We start from the raw sequence: 17,240 nt of genomic DNA, 5'->3' as shown, positions 1-17,240 counted from the left end.
CTAGACGTTCCCGCGTCCGGCAAACCGTGCGGCTTCGGCCGCTGCGGCCCGGATCGCCTTCGACTTGTTGACCGTTTCTTGGAACTCAGCCTCTGGGTCGCTGTCATAGACCACGCCACCACCGGCTTGGATGTACAGCTTGCCGTCTTTGATCACGGCCGTGCGCAGTGCAATGCACATATCCATATCACCGTTTGAGGCAAAGTAACCGCAGCCCCCGCCATAGACACCGCGCTTTTCGGGCTCTAGCTCGTCGATGATTTCCATCGCACGCACCTTTGGCGCGCCAGAGACCGTACCCGCAGGCAGACCTGCCAGAAGGGCAGACAGTGCATCGTGGTCATCGGACAGTTCGCCCACAACATTCGAGACGATGTGCATGACGTGGCTGTAGCGTTCGATGATGAATTGCTCAGTCGGGCGCACCGTGCCGATTTTGGACACACGACCCGTGTCGTTGCGCCCCAGATCGAGCAGCATCAGATGCTCTGCCAGTTCTTTGGCATCCGCCAATAGATCAGCCTCAAGCTCCTTGTCTTCTTCTGGGGTGGCGCCGCGGGGGCGGGTGCCTGCAATGGGTCGGATCGTGACCTCTTGGCCAAAGACCCGCACAAGGATTTCGGGCGAGGCCCCAACCACCTGAAAGCTGCCCATGTTGAAGTAGAACATAAACGGCGACGGGTTCGTGCGGCGCAGCGCGCGGTAAAGCGAGAAGGGCGGAAGTGGAAAGTCTTGGGTCCAGCGTTGGGACGGGACAACCTGAAAGATATCGCCTGCGCGGATGTAATCCTTGGCCTTGTCCACGGCCGCTAGATAGTCGGGCTTGGTGAAGTTGGACACAGGGGCGGGCAGGTCGGCCGCCTCTGCCTCACCGCGTGGGGCAGACGGGTTGCGTTCCAAGGCGCGCAGGGCATCGGCCACACGTTCCGCGGCCTGGGCATAGGCTGCGCGGGCGTTCAGCCCAGAGCCGACCCATGCAGGGGCGACCAGAATAACCTCACCTTTTACGCCATCCAAAACGGCGACAACCGATGGGCGCAGCATCAACGCATCGGGCAGGCCAAGGGGGTCTGGGTTCACATTAGGTAGGTGTTCCACCAGCCGGATCATGTCGTACCCAAGAAACCCAAAAAGCCCCGCCGCAGAGGCAGGCAGATCATCGGGCAGGTCAATGCGGCTTTCAGCGAGGATGGCACGTAAAGCCGTGAGGGGTGCGTCGGCACAAGGCTCAAACGCATCGGTGTCGTAGCGGGCAGAGCGGTTTAGGCGCGAACTCTCACCCCTGCATTCCCAAACAAGATCAGGCTTCATCCCGATGATCGAATACCGGCCACGCACTTCACCGCCAGTCACGGACTCAAGCACAAATGACATAGGCTCCGCATCCGCGAGCTTGAGCATGAGCGACACCGGCGTATCCAAATCAGCCGCGATCCGGGTATAGACGACTTGGTTCTCGCCAGCCTCCCAGCCGGCGGCGAAAGCTTCGTAGTCAGGCAAAAGCGCCATGGTTTACAGGCCCCCTTGGCCGATCGATGCGTTGGCGGCATTGATCGCTTGTTGGTTCACGGTCAGGCCTGCGTCGGCTTGTACCGCTTGGCCGTAGGCTTCGAACACGTCTTGGGCGCGGCCGCGCAGGATCGCCTGCTCAAGCGCGTCGACAGTTTGGACAACCTCTGGCGCGCTGCGGTCTGCCGATACAATGCGGTCCACCCGGACGACAAATGCTGTGGCGTCGGGACCCGCAATCGCGGCGACCTCTCCCTCTTCGAGGGCAAAGACTTGGGTTGCCAAGGCACGAGGCGCACCCTCTAGTACTCCGTCACGGGCGAGGCCTGCGATGGTCTCAGTCTCTAGGCCTTGGTCTTCCAATGTTGCATCGCTGTCGGCCAATGCCGTTGCCTTCTCTAACACACGCGCGGCGTTTGAGGCGGCGACCCAGCTGGCGGTTACGTCAGCCTCAATATCGGACAATGGGGGCAGAGCAGGTGGGATGACCTCTAGCAGTTCAATCGCAAAGACACCGCCGTCAGACAGTTCCAATACCTCGGGGAAGTCCCCGTCTTGGACGGCAGCCGCCGCAAGTTGGAAGGCATCGTAGCCCGCGATCCCATCGCTGTCGCCTTGGCGCCATTCGATGGTTTCAACGCTTAGGTCTGTCTCGGCTGCCAACTCATCAAGGGTGGCTCCTGCCGCGAGCAGATCGTCGATCTCGGGGATAGCATCCGACAGAACGCGGCGCGCTTGGTCGCGGGCGTATTCGGCCCGCAGCACGTCAGCGACGTCCTCAAGCGGAACTTCTGTGGCGGACAACACGGCGTTCACGCGATAGATCGCGGGCCCGAGGTCAGTGTCAACGGGACCAACCAGGCCGGGCTCATCAGAAGCGAATAATGCAGCCGCAATAGCGTCGGACACATCGGATGCCGCCAACTCGCCCTGATCCACATCGTCTAGCGTCAAGCCACGCTCGGTCACAAGCGCGTCGAAGGTCGTTGTGCCAGCGGTCATCTCGGCCAATGCGGCATCGGCAGCGGCGCGGTCGGCAAAGCCAAGGCGCTCGGCCAAGACGCGAGGGGGCTGGCTAAACTCATCGCTGCGCTGTTCGTACAGTTCTTGCAGAGTTGTTTGGGGGACGTCGATCGTGCTGAGCAATTGCTCGGGCGTGGCCCAAGCAACCTTGATGCGGCGCGCTTCGGGGGCCGTGAAAGTGGCGGCGTTGTCGTCGTAGTGGGATTGCAGCTCATCCGCCGAAGGGGCCAGCGGACCCGCATCCAGATCAGCCATTGTGACTGTGACCAGCGTGATGTCGCGTGTCTCAAATTCCCAGTTGGCGATCAGTTCGGCGAAGGTCGAGGATGGGCTGATGCCCCCCAAGACCGCGCCTTGTAGAATATCACGCGCAGTCTCGGAGCGGACTTGGCGTTCAAATTCCCGCTCATTCAATCCTGCGGAGCGGAGGGCAAAGGTATAACCGTCACGGTCAAACGTGCCGTCAACGCCCTGAAAAGCTGGGATCGAGGCGATTTGGCGTGCGACCTCCGCGTCACCGACCGAAATGCCCAAGCGCGCTGTTTCGTTATCAAGGGCCGCAGAGGCGATCAGCCGGGCCAGAACGCCGCGATCAATCCCAAAGCTCTGCATGTCTGACAGCGACAAAGCCTGACCTGTCTGTTGTTGCAGGTTGCGCTGCTCTTGGCGGATCGCACGGGCATAGGCGTTGGTCGTAACCTCTTGGTCACCGACTTCGGCCACAACCCGGACGGAGCCGCCAAAACCTGTGACGCCAAAGCCAGCAAGCGCAAACATCAGGAGCGCGAGGACACCCCACATGGCAATATTCGACACCTTTTTTGTGGTGGATTTTGTCATCGGGGTCTCCGTTGGAAAGGCTTTGGTTAATGTTGTTTACGCAGCCGCGCAGGGCAGGGCAAGCGGGCGCGGGCGGCTTTAGTGCGTTAGGGCGGACAGCCGTTCAAATAGCGTGGCTATTCCTGCCGCGTCTGCGTTGGCAAATGCAATGCGCAGGGTGTTTTCGGCCCGGCCAGAGCCGCCCATATCACGGGTTGGGCCAAACATTGTTCCCGGCAGCATCAAGACGGCGGCGTCCTGCACCAGTGACTTGGCCACCGCATCGGATCGTTTGTCGAATGGGTGGGCCACGTAGGCGAAATAAGCCCCACACCCAAGCAGGCCCCAATCCGGGAGTTTCTTGAACCCTGTCTCCATCGCAGCGCGGCGCGCTAGGATTTCGGTGCGTTCGCCTGCAAGCCACTCACCGAGGTTCTCCATGCCCCAAAGGGCTGCGCGTTGGCCCAATTGGTTGGGACAGATCGTGACTGTATCCAACCACTTTTCGACCTGTGCCATCCGGTCGGTTGCAGCGACGATGGCGCCAACGCGATGCCCGGTCAGGCGGTATGCTTTGGAAAAGCTATAGAGCTGGATCAGGGTGTCGTCCCAGTCCGGGTCTTGAAACAGATTATGGGGCGCGCCGGTTCGACTGTCGAAATCGCGATAGGTTTCATCGACGATCAGGGCCAGCCCATGGGACCGGGCCAGATCAAAGTACGCCTGCATTAACTCAGCGGGGTATTCGACGCCCGCCGGATTGTTCGGACTGACCAAGACGATGGCCCGTGTGCGCGGGGTGATGAGGGAGGCGGCGGCCTGCGGATCAGGTAAAAGGTCTGCGCCGCTTTCGAGGACGCGGCAACCGATACCCGCCATATCGAGCCACATCTTGTGGTTAAAGTACCAAGGGCTGGGAAGGATGACGTTGTCGCCCGCCTGCGCCAGTGTCGAAACCACTGCCGTGAACGCTTGGTTGCAGCCAGAGGTAATGGCCACATTCGCCGGAGAAACCGTACCGCCATAGGCGTCGGACCATGTTTGCGCCACGCGTTCGCGCAATGGCTGTAACCCTAGTACGGGGCCGTAAAGGTGCGCGCTGCTGTCGTTTTGAATGATGTCTGCCATGGCCGCACGCAACGGTGCGGGGGGCGGGTCCACCGGAGCGGCTTGACTGAGGTTCAGCAAGGGCCGCTCTGGTGGGAATGTCGTTTCCGCGATCCACCGCCTGGCCTCCATCACGGGGGGCGACAGAGTGGCGGCGAGATCGGGATTTACCAACATATATTTTTCTCAGTAGGTTAGGGGGTGAACTTCATGCCCGCTTAGAACGGGATTTCGTCATCCATGTCCGAGGCACCACCGCCGCCGCCAAAGCCACCGCCTTGGTTGCCGCCGCCACCACCGTAGCCGCCTCCGCCGCCACCGTAGTCGCCACCACCGCCACCGCCGCCATAGCCGCCGCCACTACCACCACCGTAGCCACCGCCACCGCCGCCGGAACCACCGCCGCCTTCGCCGCGACCATCCAGCATGGTCAGCTCAGAACGGTAGGGGCGCAGAGCAACCTCAGTGCTGTATTTGTCTTGACCGTTTTGGTCCTGCCACTTGCGCGTTTCCAGTTGGCCTTCGATGTAGACCTTGGAACCTTTGCGCAGATATTGCTCTGCGACGCGGATCAGCGGCTCAGAAAAGATCGCGACAGAATGCCATTCGGTCTTCTCACGACGCTCACCGCTGTTCTTGTCTTTCCAAGTTTCAGAGGTCGCAATGCGCAGGTTGCACACCTTGCCGCCGTTGGGAAAGCTGCGGACCTCGGGGTCGCGGCCAAGATTTCCGATGATGATGACTTTGTTCACGGAGCCTGCCATGGCCGTTCTCCCTTTCGAATCCGTTTGGCGCAGAAAACCATTCGAGGGCAGGGAAGGAAAGGCGCAAAAGCCCCGTGTCTTTCCATGTTGCGAATTATTGTTATATTCATCGGGAACGAGGGACGCGGGGGCGGACAGGATGCGGCTGTTATGGGTGATCATTGCGACGGTTGCGGTGCCGATGTCGGTTGCCGCGCAGTCAACCACCGCGTCCAGCTCGAACCGCATGGCGATCTTTGAAAGCCAGACACAGTTGATGGATGGTCGGTTGTCCAAACAATACTCCAACTCGGTGCGGTTGCAGCCGCAGAGCTTTGGGGCGTCGGCTGTGGCGATCCCGCGCTACACCGGGTCGATGCAGTCACAGTACCTTCCGACTGCGCGGGAAATGGCGCGCCGTCATGGCATCCCAGAGGACTTGTTCCTCCGGTTGGTTAAGCAAGAAAGCAACTGGAATGCGTCGGCAAAGTCGAGCAAGGGTGCGTTGGGGTTGGCGCAACTGATGCCGGCGACGGCCCGGGATTTGGGCGTAAATCCGCGCGATCCGCGCCAAAACCTAGAGGGTGGCGCGCGCTACTTGGCCCAACAGTACCGCAAATTTGGCAGCTGGCGGTTGGCATTGGCGGCGTATAACGCGGGACCTGGTGCCGTGGAAAGGCACGGCGGTGTGCCGCCTTTTCGCGAGACACGCCAATACGTGAAGGCGATTTTGGGCAAATCCTTGGGCTCGTGAACCCATGAAAAAAAGGGCGGAGAAACCGCCCTTTTGGAATGTCAGACCGTCTTAAATACGGCCATATGCGTTGATCGAAGCCTAGCGGGCGACGGGGCCAATCATCATGACCATCTGACGACCTTCCATCTTGGGCATGTTCTCAACTTTGCCCAATCCGTCAACGTCACCGGCAACACGCTCAAGCAGCTCACGGCCCAAGTTCTGGTGCGCCATTTCACGGCCGCGGAAGCGTAGCGTGATCTTGACCTTGTCACCGTTCTCTAGGAACTTGTAAACGTTGCGCATTTTCACATCATAGTCATTGGTGTCAGTGCCGGGACGGAACTTGACCTCTTTGATCTCGATGATCTTTTGCTTCTTGCGCGCCTCTGCTTCTTTCTTCTGCTGTTCATATTTGAACTTGCCGAAGTCCATGATTTTACACACGGGAGGCACAGCGTTGGGGGAGATTTCTACCAGATCAAGCCCGGCTTCGTCAGCCAGCGACATCGCTTTGGCGGGAGAGACGACTCCAAGGTTTTCTCCTTCCGCGCCGATCAGTCGGATTTCAGTGGCACGAATTCGGTCATTCACGCGCGGTCCCGTATCACGAACGGGGGGCGCATTGTGTGGTCTGCGGGCTATCGGTTTTATCCTTCTATGATCTCCGACTAGAGTGCGCAAAATAGCTGCGAAAACCGGCATCTTCAAGCCGATAAAACGCGAAGTTTGCCCTTGGCTTGCATAACAGCCCTAAAGTCCGCATCTCAAAATTGTGTGGCCCGCTGTTCGGGTCGTCAAAAGGAGCGTGAAGATGTCTCGAGGTTTGATCGTAGGGGCGGTTGCGGTGGTTTTTGTTGCAGTTGGGGCTGTGGTCTGGACGCAATTGGGTGAGATGAACACTCAAGGCGCGGATCCTGCGCCAGTGGTGCAGGAGACACCGCCAGAGGCGGCACCCGAAGCCACGCAGGAGGCTGCTGAAACGGTGCAAGACGCGGTAGAAGCCACCACAGATGCCGCCGCTGAGGCCGCCAATGAAGCAGCAGAGACGGCGCAAGAGGCTGTGGATGACGCCGTCCAAAGTGTGACGGGTGCTGTTGAGGCTGCCGAAGAGGCCGCATCCGACGCGGCAACAAATGTGACGGACGCAGTTTCCGATGCTGTGCCTGAGGCCAGCGGACTGGAGGGTTTCTTGACCGCAGATGGGTTTGACGCCGACGGGATCCTTGATGCGCTGGAGAACTCGGATTTGGGTATCCTGCAAAAGACCGGACTTTCGGCATTGGTAGAAGAGGCCCGCAATAACCCAGAGCTGGTTGAGAGTGTGATTTCTCAGGTAAAAGAAGCACTTGGGTTGTGAGCTGACTTTAGATTAATGCAAAAGGGCGGCCCAGATGAGCCGCCCTTTTGTGGATGGCGTGTCTGTCCTAGGCGGAACGCTTCCGCCGGCGGGAAGCCGCACCAGCGCCGAGCATTGCGAACGCACCGAGCATCATAAAGCCCGATGCGGGCAAGGGCACCGCCGATACCGGTGCCACGGTGCCGCCCCGCGCGCCATAACGCGCTGAGGTCACAAACGTTGTTACATCGCCAACCAGTTGGGTTTCGCCCAAGCGACCGTTTACGCCGCTGCGGGCCTCTGAAACTGAAAACGAATAGTCTGACACGACGGCGAAATAGGTGCCGAGGCTAAGGCTCTGCGCCTCAATCAGCGAGTTGTGCCAAGCACCCGCTTGGTTACAAAACGACCGGAACCCGACGCGGCAGCTGTCATCATTGCTCGCGATCAAGGGGTCGCTGGCGTCAATCGCGCCATTCCCGTCGCCATCAGCGATCAGGTATAGCACCGGGTCGATGGTTGGACCGTCGGTGTAAATATCAAACAAGCCCGCTTGGGTCACTTGGAACTGAAGCGTGCTGACGGAGCCGACAGTGCCGGCTTGGGTCAACGTGTGGGTGGCCGAAAGGGTAGAGGCCGCGGCCGGACCGCCAAAAAGGGCGAGGCTTGCGGCAGCGATGAGCGATGCAAATTTGGTCATGAAATCCTCAGAACGAACAATTGATTGCCCTCTGAGTCGCTCAAAACCCGTGTAAATTTGAGACTTAATTCGTGAAACATTGCGGCGTCCCCGCCCCGGGAACGCCACAATTGGGTGTTGAAGCTTAGTCTAGGAAGGCTTTTTCAACCACGTAATGCGCGGGTTTTGAGTTTGCGCCTTCTTCCAGTCCGTAGTTTTCGAGCATCGCCTTCAGTTCTAGATTGAACGCGAGATTGCCGCAGATCATGGCCCGGTCCGTTTCGGGCGTGGGTTGGGGCACGCCAAGGTCTTTAAACGCTTCGCCAGAGTTCATCAGGTCGGTGATGCGGCCCATCTTTGGGCTCTCTTCACGTGTGGTGGTCGGGTAGTATTTGATCTTTTGCCAAAAACCCTCGCCGATGACTTCTGCGAGTAACTCGTCCTCTTTGAGGGCTTCGATCAGGTCGCGGCCGTAGGTCAGCTCACCCACTTCGCGGCACGTGTGGGTGATGATGATTTCATCGAAATCTTCATATGTCTGCGGCTCACGCAACAGCGAGGCAAAGGGCGCAAACCCGGTACCGGTTGCAAACAACCACAGTCGTTTGCCGGGGATCAGCGCATCATGGACCAGCGTGCCCACGGGTTTGGGCCGCAGGATGATCTGATCACCAGGCGTGATGTGTTGCAGCCGTGAAGTTAGCGGCCCATCGGGCACCTTGATCGAGTAAAACTCTAGCTCTTCGTCCCAGCTGGGCGAGGCAATGGAATAGGCCCGCAAAAGCGGCTTGGCCTTGCCGGTCTTGGGGTTTGGTTCCCCCATCAAGCCGATCATCACGAACTCACCCGAGCGGAAACGCATGCTCTGGGGGCGGGCGACTTTAAAGGAAAACAAACGGTCAGTGTAGTGCTTTACCTCCGTCACGGTTTGGGCATCGGGCAAAACGGGGGTAGCTGTGGCGGTGTCGGTCAAGGGCTTGTGCTCGGTCATGGGTATAATCGCACGCAACATACTGCGTGCCCCTCTCATAGGCTTTGATCTGTCTCAGGGAAAGGCGGCGGGTGGCCGCGCCTTGGCGCAGGTTATCCGCGCATACGATTTTGATAGCTGTGGGTCTGCCAATCGGCGCGGGCCAGCCACTCAGGCTCTGGCTGACGCTCTGCGAGGGCTTGGGGGATTTCGACCTCATCGAAGCCGGACCGCCGTGCCATCGCGTATTGGTCTGCGATCACGTGGCCATGGGCGCGTAGCCGACCTGTGAACCCAATCCGCCGCAGTTGAGCAGCGATTGTAAAGCCGCGCCCATCCGCAAAGCTGGGGAAATCCACGCGAATGGTGGTAATCCGGTCCAGCAGGCCATCCAACACGGCTAAATCGGCATCAGATCCTAGATCCACGGCCAAGGCCGCATCGTTGGCGGGCAGGGCCTCGGGGGGCAAAAACGTGCCGGTGAAATCATCGGCCACAAAGCCTGTGTCTTGGATCAAAACGTTCGTCATAGTCATGTCCTAACCTGCGACCACAGCGCCAGAGGCTGTGCCGCGTTCAGCGCCGCGCGCTGTAAAATGGATACCACATTCGGTTTTTTCTTTGCCCCGCCACCGGCCAGAGCGTGGGTCATCGCCGGGTGCGACCCGCGATGTGCAAGGCGCGCAGCCAATAGATGGATAGCCCTGCGCCACAAGTGGATGGCGTGGCAGTTTGTTGTTGTCCATATAGTCAGCCACGTCGGCGGGCGCCCAATGGGCCAAGGGGTTCACCTTGATGCGCAGATCGCCGGCTTCAAAGAATTCAAGCGCTGCGCGGTCCCCGGATTGGAAGCGTTTGCGCCCGGTGATCCACGCGTCAAAGTCCCCCAAAGCGCGGTCCAGTGGCGCGGTTTTGCGCAAGGCGCAGCAGGCATCAGCGTCGCGTTGGTGCAGATCCCCTTCCGGGTCGTGGGCAAAGGTTGCGTTCGTGTCCGGCCGGATCAGGCGTACGTCGCGCAGGCCCAAGTGCTCCGCAAGGTCCTGCTGATACCTCAGGGTTTCGGGGAACAGCATGCCTGTCTCAAGGAACAGTACGGGCGTGTTGCGGTCCATGACGGACAGCATATGCAACAGCACAACGGATTCCGCCCCAAAAGAAGACACCAACGCGATGCGGCCGACGTCCGGATCGGTCAAGGCGCGCGACAGCACAGCAAAGGCCGAATGGTGCTTGTATGCGGCGTTGAGGCCCGCGACCCGGTCGGTCATGGGGCCTTCAAAATCAAGCGGCATCGGCTTTGCCCCCTGCGTTCACGGCCGGATAAAGGGCGGCCTTAAACGGCGCGAGGCCGAGGCGGCGATAGGCGTCGATGAAGCGCTCATCCGGGCTGTTGCGCAGATGGAGATACGCCGCAATCAGACGCTCAATCGCGGGCACGATTTCATCGTAGGCAAAGCCGGGGCCCGCCCGTTCGCCGACTGCCGCGGTCTCGGTATGGTCGCCGCCAAGTGTGATCTGATAGTTCTCAACTCCGGCGCGATCCAAGCCTAGTATGCCAATGTGACCCACGTGGTGGTGCCCGCAGGCGTTGATGCAGCCCGAGATTTTGATCTTTAGCTCACCAATGTCATGCTCCAGCTTCAGTTCATCAAACCGGGTGGCGATTTGTTGCGCAACAGGGATCGAGCGAGCCGTCGCAAGCGCGCAATAATCCATGCCAGGGCAGGCGATGATGTCCGAGATGAGGCCAATGTTAGAGGTCGCCAAGCCATGCGCCTTAAGCGTGGCGTGCAGCGCAGGCAGATCGGCGCGGTGAACATGGGGCAGGATCACGTTTTGCTCATGCGAAATGCGCAATTCGTCATGCCCGTAGGTGCGGGCAAGTTCAGCCATAGCACGCATTTGTTCGGCCGTCGCATCGCCCGGGGTGTCGCCCTGTTTCTTGATTGAGATCGACACAATGGCGTAGCCCGGTGCCTTGTGCGCGGTCAGGTTCGTATCCGCCCAAGACCGGAAAACCGGGTCGGCATCATAGGCCGCCGTAAATGGTGCCTCGGATTTCTTGGCAAAATCGGGGGCCGCAAATTGGGCTTTGATGTCCGCTAAAAGGGTCTGATCGACCCCGGTAAAGGCCGGGCGGATCTGCGCAAAACGCGTCTCAACTTGGTCGCGGATTGTCTCAATTCCGTTCTCATGCACGGTGATCTTGATGCGGGCTTTGTATTTATTGTCCCGGCGCCCAAGGCGGTTGTAGATCGATACGATTGCCTCGCAATAGGGCAGCAGGTCGGCCATGGGCAGGAAATTGCGCAGGACCTTGCCGATCATTGGCGTGCGTCCAAGCCCACCACCGACGATCACCCTAAACCCGATCTCTCCGACTTGCTCGACCAGTTGTAGGCCGATGTCATGGGCGCGGATCACGGCGCGATCAGCCTCAGCCCCAGTGACCGCGATCTTGAATTTGCGTGGTAGGAATTGGAATTCCGGGTGATCCGTGGACCATTGGCGCAACAGCTCGGCATAGGGGCGCGGGTCTGCGACCTCATCTGCGGCAGCACCGGCAAAATGGTCCGCCGTCACGTTGCGGATCGTGTTGCCCGAGGTCTGGATCGCGTGCATCCCGACGGTGCCCAGATCGTCCAACATATCGGGGATGTCCCGCAGTTTGGGCCAGTTGTATTGGATATTTTGACGGGTGGTGAAGTGCCCATAGCCTTTGTCGTATTTCGCCGCCAAATGCGCCAGCATGTCCATCTGCGCGCTGTTGAGCGTGCCATATGGGATCGCGACGCGCAGCATGTAGGCGTGCAATTGCAGGTAGACCCCATTCATCAGGCGCAGCGGCTTGAATTCGTCCTCCGTCAGGGAGCCGTTGATGCGGCGTTCCACCTGAGCGCGAAACTGAGCGTTGCGTTCCGTCAGAAATGCGGTGTCGAAGTCATTGTATTGATACATTAGTTCAGCTCCGCTTGGGTTGAGGCCTGTTTGCCATGCGCATAGTTCGAAGGCCCCGTCGCGCGAAAATCTTCGCGGAAGTGTTTGGGTTGGCCCTCAGCTGTGACATCGGCGAGGTACACGCCGACAACAGTGTCGACCTGTTGCTCGGCCTCGATGAGGCGGATTTGAGCGTCGACCTCATTGGTGAGCACTTCGGCCTGCGCAAGGTCGCGCACCCAACCGCCAGACGCGCTGAGGTAGACGACATCGCCTTCGAGCAAGTGGTTGGCGGTCAGGACTTTGGGGGTAAAGGCGCGGGTCATTGGGCGACCTCCTGTAGGGGCAGGGTTTCGACCGCATCAAGTGCGGCGCGCGGCGCGAGGCCGTAAAGAGTGAGGGCAGGGCCGGTGACACCCGCCATAGTGTCGGACAGCGTGCCCAACGTCGCAGTGTGGATGCGTTGGCCGGGTTGGCTGGCGTGTTCTACGATGGTGACGGGCGTCGCCGGGTCCGCACCGTGCATCGTCAATCGGCCTTGGATATAGCGTGCGGCCGTGCGGCCCATATAAATGGCGGCAACCTCACCGGGAGTGGCCAGCGCGCGCCAATCTTGGTCGGCATAGCCCTTGGTGTCGTGCCCCGTGATCAAGCGCACCGCAGAATTGCGGCCCCGCTTGGTCAGGCTTTGCCCGATGGTTGCAACAGCGGCAGAGGCGGCGGTGATGCCGGGGATGATCGTGTAGCTGACCCCTGCGGCGGCAATCGCATCCAACTCTTCATCCAGACGGCCGAACACGGTTGCGTCGCCGGCTTTGAGGCGGACAACATGTGCACCGGCGCGCGCGTGCTCGACGATCAGGGCGTCAATATCACCTTGCGGTGTCGAGGGGCCAAACCCAGTTTTGCCCGCATCAATGATCGTGGCTTCGCGGCGGGCCAGCTCAAGAATTGTATGTGGCACGAGGCGGTCGTGGATGACGACATCGGCCTTGTCCAACGCCTTGCGCGCCTTGAGCGTCAATAAGTCAGGATCACCCGGACCTGCGCCGACCAGATCAACATGGCCGACCTCTTCTGATTTATTCAGGGTGTTTGCCAGGTGATCTTCAAGTGCCGGAATGACCGCGTCTTCGCCCAGTTCCAACGACTTGGGGCCGTGGTCAAAATAATACTCAGCCCAAAAATCACGCCGTGCCTTGCCGAATGGCAGAACCTCAACTGCGCGGCGAAATGTTTTGCCGATACGGGCCAAGGTGCCCAGTTGCGCTGGCAGCTTTTCCTCAAGGTCGCGCTTGATTGCGCGGGCCAAAACCGGGGCGGCACCTTCTGTGCCGATGGCCACGACAACGGGGTCCCGGTCGACGATTGCCGGTGTGATGAATTGGCTGTCGGAAAGGTTGTCGACGATGTTGACGCGCGCGCCATCGCGGTGGGCTATATCGGCCACGCGGGCGTCTTCGGTCGCATCTTCGTTGGCGGCGTAGAACAGGACGGCACACATGGCATCACCGGGTTCCATTCCGCGGGGGTGCAGCGTTAGGCGGTCTTGCTGGGCCCACGTCTGGATCTCGGGTGCAGGGTCTGCGGCGAAGACTGTGACGTTGGCTTCGGTCTTGAGCAGAAGGCGCAGTTTCGCGAGAGCCGCGTCACCGCCGCCGGACAAAACGATGCGCCGTCCCGCGACGGCCATAAAGATGGGGAAGTGTTGCATTGCGTGCCTCTTCGGTTCCCCTCTAATATAGAACAATGTTCTGGTTAATTGCACCGCATCCGCGTAGATAAGAAACAACGTCCCGATCCTGTTCGGATTTGGAATGAGCGTTTGGAAAAAGCGGAGAATACGGAATGGCGATGCGCCTTGATGAGACAGACAGGAAAATCCTTGCGGAGCTGCAAGCGGACGCCTCACAAAGTCTTGATGAAATTGCCAAGAAAATTGGGTCTTCGAAGACGCCAGTATGGAACCGAATCCGCAAGATGCGCGAAGGCGGGGTGATCAAGGCGACCACTGCCGTTTTGGATGCAGATGCCTTGGGGCTTGAGGCGTGTTTCTTTGTCTTGATCCGCACGTCCGAGCATGAGGCAGAGTGGCAGGCCAAGTTCCTGAAAGCGCTCATGGCCCGGGATGAGGTACTGGAGGCGCACAGGCTCGCCGGGGAAATCGATTATATACTCAAGGTGCGGGTCGCGAATGCGCGGGCCTATGATGTGTTCTATCAGGCTTTGATCTCAGAGGTGCGGGTGTATAACGTGACCGCGCTGCTTTCGATGGAAGAGATTAAATCCACCACCGCTTTACCGCTGTAGGCGGGCCAATTCCTCGGCAATGAGGGCGGTGCCTGTGGGTATGGCGGTCGAGTCGATGGATGAATACCCCAACCGGTAGTGGTTTTGTCCACGCGCGTCGCCGGGCCGGAAAAAGGCAGCGCCCGGTTCGATCAACACGGACCTTGCACGTAGGCGCGCGGCCAGATCATCGGCAGACACCCCGTCCGGGGTGCGCATCCAAACGCTGGACCCGCCAAAGCCATTGCGCCCCGCAGGCTCCAACCCATTGCGCGCAAGGCTTTCGTCCAGCACCTCACGCCGCGCGCGAAAGGCGCGGGCGGTGCGCTGAACCTGCGCATCATAATAGCCGTGGGTCAGGTAGTAGGCCGCAAAGCGTTGGATGTGACCGGGCGGGTGGCGCAAAACCAGCCCCCGCAGCGAGCGCGCCTCGCGGATGACGGGGGCCGCCGCTACCATGTAGCCCAACCTCAGCCCCGGAAAGAGCGACTTGGAAAACGAGCCGATGTAAATCACGCGCCCATCCGTATCGAGCGATTTGAGCGCGGGGGCAGGGCGGGTCATAAAGCCCAACTCAAATTCGTAGTCGTCCTCAACGATCAAAAAATCGTCGTCTTGTGCGCGTTTCAAGAGCGCGCGGCGACGGTCCAGCGGAAGGGTCGCAGACGTGGGGCAGTGATGCGATGGCGTGGTGAACAACACGTCTGTCTCGGGTGGGATGGTTTCGGGGCGTAGGCCCGCGTTGTCCACGGTCAGCTCGGTCGTATTGCATCGGCTTTGGGTAAGGATATCGCGCAAAACAGGATAGCAGGGATACTCCATCGCCGCCGTTCGGCGTTGCGTCAGAAGGACCTGCGCCGCTGTCCAAAGCGCGTTCTGAGCCCCAAGCGTGATCAGGACCTGATCAGGGCGCGCCGAAATACCACGGCGCGGCAGGATAAGGCGAATGATCTGAGCAACCAGCTCCGGGTCATCGGCCTCATAGGCGTCAGCGGTTAGGGCGTCGAAATCCCGTCGCCCCAAGGCCTGCATCGCGCAGCGCCGCCAGCTTTGATGGTCAAAGAGCCGCTGATCGGGTTGGCCGTAGATGAACGGATAGCGGTAGTCGCGCCAAGCCTCGGGTCGCGAAATCGTAAGCGATGTGCCAATCCGCCCGCCCAAAGTGCGCGACCAATCCACCGTTGATGGCCCAGCAGGCGGGGGCAGCGTGTCGACCGGTGCGGGCGCCTGATCTGATACGAAATAGCCCGAGCGTCCGCGTGATGTGAGGTAATCGTTCGCCACCAATTCGGTGTAAGCGAGGGTCACGGTAATGCGGCTGATCCCAAGGTGTGTCGCAAGCTTGCGAGAGGACGGCAGCCTGTCGCCGGGACGGAACCTGCCACCTAGAATGCCATCCGTCACAAGGTCCTGCACCTGACGCTGAAGCGTGCCGGTGTTGGTGGGATTGAGCAGAAAGGATTCGACGGCGATAGACATGTGGCTCTACCCTTAGTCAGAATTTGGACATAAAGGTAGAGCCTTTGTTGGACCTGCTACGTACCGGGTCTGGACTTAAGAGAATACGCGGGTCAGGGCCTTGTCGACGCCTGCCGTGATCTCATCAATGTCGTCCGCAGTCGAGATCAACGCCGGCGAGAAGCACAACGTGTTGTTGAACCCCGGCAGCGACCGGTTGGTCGCCCCGATGATCAAGCCCTGCGCCATGCAGTCGGCCACGACGGCTTGGACCTTCTTTTCATCGGCGGGCTCTTTGGTGGCGCGATCAGCAACCAATTCTGCGCCACAGAACAAACCCTTACCGCGCACGTCACCGATGACACGGTGCTTTTCCGCGAGGCCCTGCAGGTTGTTCACAAACCGTTCGCCCATGGCGATTGTGTTCTCAAGCAGGTTTTCACGAACAATGATGTTCATGTTCGCGATCGCGGCGGCCGGGCCCGCTGTGCAGCCCCCAAATGTCGAAATGTCGCGGAAATAATGCAGCGGGTCCGACACGTCATCTTTGAACATCTCGAACACGGCCTCGGTGGTCACGGTGCACGAAATCGCGGCATAGCCAGAGGCCACGCCCTTGGCCATGGTGACGAAATCAGGCTCAATCCCGTAGTGCTGATAGCCAAACCAAGTGCCCGTCCGGCCGACGCCGCACACGACTTCATCGATGTGCAGAAGGACGTCGTACTTTTTGCAAATCTCCTGAACGCGGGGCCAGTAGCTAGGGGGTGGGGTGATGACACCGCCGCCAGCAGTGATCGGCTCAAGACACAAAAGACCAACCGTATCAGGGCCTTCGCGCAGGATGACCTCTTCGATCGCGTTGGCCGCGGCGATGCCGTAATCCTCTGCGTCGGGGAATTGGTTGCGATACTCAAGGCAATGCGGAACCTCAACGAAACCGGGGGTGTAGGGGCCATACTGAGCTGCGCGCTGCGGCTGACCTGTGGCGGAAAGGGCCGTGATCGTCGTGCCGTGATAGTCGCGTTCGCGGTAGAGGACTTTGTATTTCTTGCCGCCGTGCCGCAATTGGCTGATCTGGCGGACCATCTTAAAGACCTTCTCATTGGCCTCAGACCCTGAATTCGAATAATAAACGCGGCTCATGCCGGGCATCTTATCGATCAGCATTTCAGCGAACTGCGCACCGGGTATCGAGCCCGCGGAGTTGGCAAAGTAGTTCAGCTTCACCAGCTGGTCGCGCACGGCATCTGCGATTTCTTCGCGACCGTAGCCCACGTTTACGGTCCAAACGCCGCCCGACACCGCATCAAGGTGCTCTTTTCCTGTGGCGTCCCACACGCGCATACCCTTGCCCTCAACGATAATGCGCGGGTCAGTGGTTTCGAGTGGCTTGTGGGGCAGCAGATGGTGCCAAACGTGGGCGCGGTCGGCCTCAATCACGCTGGAGATGTCATTGGGAATAGCAGAGGGCGGTGCGGCAGTGACGGACATTTGACAAGACTCCGGTCAAAAAGATGCATTGGTTTTCGGCACTGTGCCTAAGGGTGAGGCGGCGATATAGGGCCAGATGTAATTACGCAATATATCCAAATATTGTCTGGCAAATGTTGGGATTGCCATTCGCGACA

General features: G+C 59.7%; 17 protein-coding genes. 3 read left to right on the top strand and 14 right to left on the bottom strand.

Features of this window, described 5'->3' with window-relative positions; all coding sequences use genetic code 11:
• The 4 genes from trpE to ssb all read right to left on the bottom strand — a co-directional run bounded on the left by trpE (position 1) and on the right by ssb (position 5,222).
• Complete coding sequence (gene trpE, locus THS5294_RS11555) at positions 1–1,509, bottom strand: anthranilate synthase component I (protein WP_058123882.1); 1,509 nt, start codon at positions 1,507–1,509, stop codon at positions 1–3.
• Between the two features lie 3 nt (positions 1,510–1,512).
• Positions 1,513–3,372 (bottom strand): peptidylprolyl isomerase, encoded by a 1,860-nt coding sequence (locus THS5294_RS11550; RefSeq protein ID WP_058123881.1) that lies wholly within the window; start codon positions 3,370–3,372, stop codon positions 1,513–1,515.
• 78 nt (positions 3,373–3,450) lie between these two features.
• On the bottom strand, positions 3,451–4,635 hold the full coding sequence (locus THS5294_RS11545; protein WP_058123880.1) for an aminotransferase: 1,185 nt from the start codon (positions 4,633–4,635) through the stop codon (positions 3,451–3,453).
• A gap of 41 nt (positions 4,636–4,676) precedes the next feature.
• Entirely contained in the window at positions 4,677–5,222 is a 546-nt protein-coding gene (ssb, locus tag THS5294_RS11540) for a single-stranded DNA-binding protein (RefSeq protein WP_058123879.1), read from the bottom strand.
• A gap of 139 nt (positions 5,223–5,361) precedes the next feature.
• Between ssb and THS5294_RS11535 the strand changes: the two genes are divergently transcribed.
• Positions 5,362–5,955 (top strand): lytic transglycosylase domain-containing protein, encoded by a 594-nt coding sequence (locus THS5294_RS11535; protein ID WP_058123878.1) that lies wholly within the window; start codon positions 5,362–5,364, stop codon positions 5,953–5,955.
• 81 nt (positions 5,956–6,036) lie between these two features.
• Here THS5294_RS11535 and infC read toward each other — a convergent pair whose 3' ends face one another.
• Positions 6,037–6,531: a translation initiation factor IF-3 gene (gene infC / locus THS5294_RS11530; RefSeq protein ID WP_324618323.1), complete on the bottom strand. Its 495-nt coding sequence runs from the start codon at positions 6,529–6,531 to the stop codon at positions 6,037–6,039.
• Positions 6,532–6,751: 220 nt separating this feature from the next.
• Here infC and THS5294_RS11525 point away from each other — a divergent pair, with 220 nt between their 5' ends.
• Positions 6,752–7,297, top strand: coding sequence for a hypothetical protein (locus tag THS5294_RS11525; RefSeq protein ID WP_058123877.1), 546 nt, complete (start codon positions 6,752–6,754; stop codon positions 7,295–7,297).
• A gap of 67 nt (positions 7,298–7,364) precedes the next feature.
• On the opposite strand, the gene THS5294_RS11520 is transcribed toward THS5294_RS11525, so the two are convergent.
• The 7 genes from THS5294_RS11520 to cysG form a co-directional block, all read right to left on the bottom strand.
• Positions 7,365–7,976 carry a DVUA0089 family protein gene (locus THS5294_RS11520; protein WP_058123876.1) on the bottom strand — a complete coding sequence of 204 codons (612 nt, stop codon included), beginning with the start codon at positions 7,974–7,976 and terminating at the stop codon, positions 7,365–7,367.
• Between the two features lie 124 nt (positions 7,977–8,100).
• On the bottom strand, positions 8,101–8,967 hold the full coding sequence (locus THS5294_RS11515; protein WP_116904088.1) for a ferredoxin--NADP reductase: 867 nt from the start codon (positions 8,965–8,967) through the stop codon (positions 8,101–8,103).
• A 71-nt stretch (positions 8,968–9,038) separates the two neighbouring features.
• Positions 9,039–9,455 (bottom strand): DUF934 domain-containing protein, encoded by a 417-nt coding sequence (locus THS5294_RS11510; RefSeq protein ID WP_058123875.1) that lies wholly within the window; start codon positions 9,453–9,455, stop codon positions 9,039–9,041.
• Positions 9,456–9,464: 9 nt separating this feature from the next.
• Complete coding sequence (locus THS5294_RS11505) at positions 9,465–10,217, bottom strand: phosphoadenylyl-sulfate reductase (protein ID WP_038003468.1); 753 nt, start codon at positions 10,215–10,217, stop codon at positions 9,465–9,467.
• Positions 10,207–11,883, bottom strand: a complete 1,677-nt coding sequence (locus tag THS5294_RS11500; RefSeq protein WP_058123874.1) for a nitrite/sulfite reductase — start codon at positions 11,881–11,883, stop codon at positions 10,207–10,209. Before THS5294_RS11500 ends, THS5294_RS11505 begins: the two co-directional genes overlap by 11 nt.
• Positions 11,883–12,188: a DUF2849 domain-containing protein gene (locus tag THS5294_RS11495; RefSeq protein WP_058123873.1), complete on the bottom strand. Its 306-nt coding sequence runs from the start codon at positions 12,186–12,188 to the stop codon at positions 11,883–11,885. The genes THS5294_RS11500 and THS5294_RS11495 overlap by 1 nt, the downstream gene beginning before the upstream one ends.
• Positions 12,185–13,576: a siroheme synthase CysG gene (cysG, locus tag THS5294_RS11490; RefSeq protein WP_058123872.1), complete on the bottom strand. Its 1,392-nt coding sequence runs from the start codon at positions 13,574–13,576 to the stop codon at positions 12,185–12,187. Before cysG ends, THS5294_RS11495 begins: the two co-directional genes overlap by 4 nt.
• Positions 13,577–13,710: 134 nt before the next feature.
• Between cysG and THS5294_RS11485 the strand changes: the two genes are divergently transcribed.
• Complete coding sequence (locus THS5294_RS11485; RefSeq protein ID WP_038003459.1) at positions 13,711–14,172, top strand: Lrp/AsnC family transcriptional regulator; 462 nt, start codon at positions 13,711–13,713, stop codon at positions 14,170–14,172.
• Here THS5294_RS11485 and pdxR read toward each other — a convergent pair.
• Complete coding sequence (gene pdxR, locus THS5294_RS11480) at positions 14,161–15,630, bottom strand: MocR-like pyridoxine biosynthesis transcription factor PdxR (protein WP_038003457.1); 1,470 nt, start codon at positions 15,628–15,630, stop codon at positions 14,161–14,163. The two genes, THS5294_RS11485 and pdxR, sit on opposite strands and share 12 nt — an antisense overlap.
• A 75-nt stretch (positions 15,631–15,705) precedes the next feature.
• A complete protein-coding gene (locus THS5294_RS11475) occupies positions 15,706–17,103 on the bottom strand; it encodes an aminotransferase family protein (RefSeq protein WP_058123871.1) in 1,398 nt (465 codons plus the stop codon).
• Positions 17,104–17,240 lie beyond the last annotated feature (137 nt).

It is taken from the genome of Thalassobacter stenotrophicus (assembly GCF_001458315.1).
Classification (GTDB): Bacteria; Pseudomonadota; Alphaproteobacteria; order Rhodobacterales; family Rhodobacteraceae; genus Thalassobacter; species Thalassobacter stenotrophicus.
The sequence above is the reverse complement of the archived record's forward strand: the minus strand, read 5'-3'. Positions and strand labels throughout refer to the sequence as shown.

Coding starts and splice junctions, on each gene's coding strand:
- THS5294_RS11475 (WP_058123871.1), bottom strand. CDS start 17,103: ATGTCCGTCACTGCCGCACCGCCCTCTGCTATTCCCAATGACATCTCC.
- THS5294_RS11485 (WP_038003459.1), top strand. CDS start 13,711: ATGGCGATGCGCCTTGATGAGACAGACAGGAAAATCCTTGCGGAGCTG.
- ssb (WP_058123879.1), bottom strand. CDS start 5,222: ATGGCAGGCTCCGTGAACAAAGTCATCATCATCGGAAATCTTGGCCGC.
- trpE (WP_058123882.1), bottom strand. CDS start 1,509: ATGGCGCTTTTGCCTGACTACGAAGCTTTCGCCGCCGGCTGGGAGGCT.
- pdxR (WP_038003457.1), bottom strand. CDS start 15,630: ATGTCTATCGCCGTCGAATCCTTTCTGCTCAATCCCACCAACACCGGC.
- THS5294_RS11495 (WP_058123873.1), bottom strand. CDS start 12,188: ATGACCCGCGCCTTTACCCCCAAAGTCCTGACCGCCAACCACTTGCTC.
- THS5294_RS11550 (WP_058123881.1), bottom strand. CDS start 3,372: ATGACAAAATCCACCACAAAAAAGGTGTCGAATATTGCCATGTGGGGT.
- THS5294_RS11545 (WP_058123880.1), bottom strand. CDS start 4,635: ATGTTGGTAAATCCCGATCTCGCCGCCACTCTGTCGCCCCCCGTGATG.
- THS5294_RS11535 (WP_058123878.1), top strand. CDS start 5,362: ATGCGGCTGTTATGGGTGATCATTGCGACGGTTGCGGTGCCGATGTCG.
- cysG (WP_058123872.1), bottom strand. CDS start 13,576: ATGCAACACTTCCCCATCTTTATGGCCGTCGCGGGACGGCGCATCGTT.
- THS5294_RS11505 (WP_038003468.1), bottom strand. CDS start 10,217: ATGCCGCTTGATTTTGAAGGCCCCATGACCGACCGGGTCGCGGGCCTC.
- THS5294_RS11500 (WP_058123874.1), bottom strand. CDS start 11,883: ATGTATCAATACAATGACTTCGACACCGCATTTCTGACGGAACGCAAC.
- THS5294_RS11510 (WP_058123875.1), bottom strand. CDS start 9,455: ATGACGAACGTTTTGATCCAAGACACAGGCTTTGTGGCCGATGATTTC.
- THS5294_RS11515 (WP_116904088.1), bottom strand. CDS start 8,967: ATGTTGCGTGCGATTATACCCATGACCGAGCACAAGCCCTTGACCGAC.
- THS5294_RS11520 (WP_058123876.1), bottom strand. CDS start 7,976: ATGACCAAATTTGCATCGCTCATCGCTGCCGCAAGCCTCGCCCTTTTT.
- THS5294_RS11525 (WP_058123877.1), top strand. CDS start 6,752: ATGTCTCGAGGTTTGATCGTAGGGGCGGTTGCGGTGGTTTTTGTTGCA.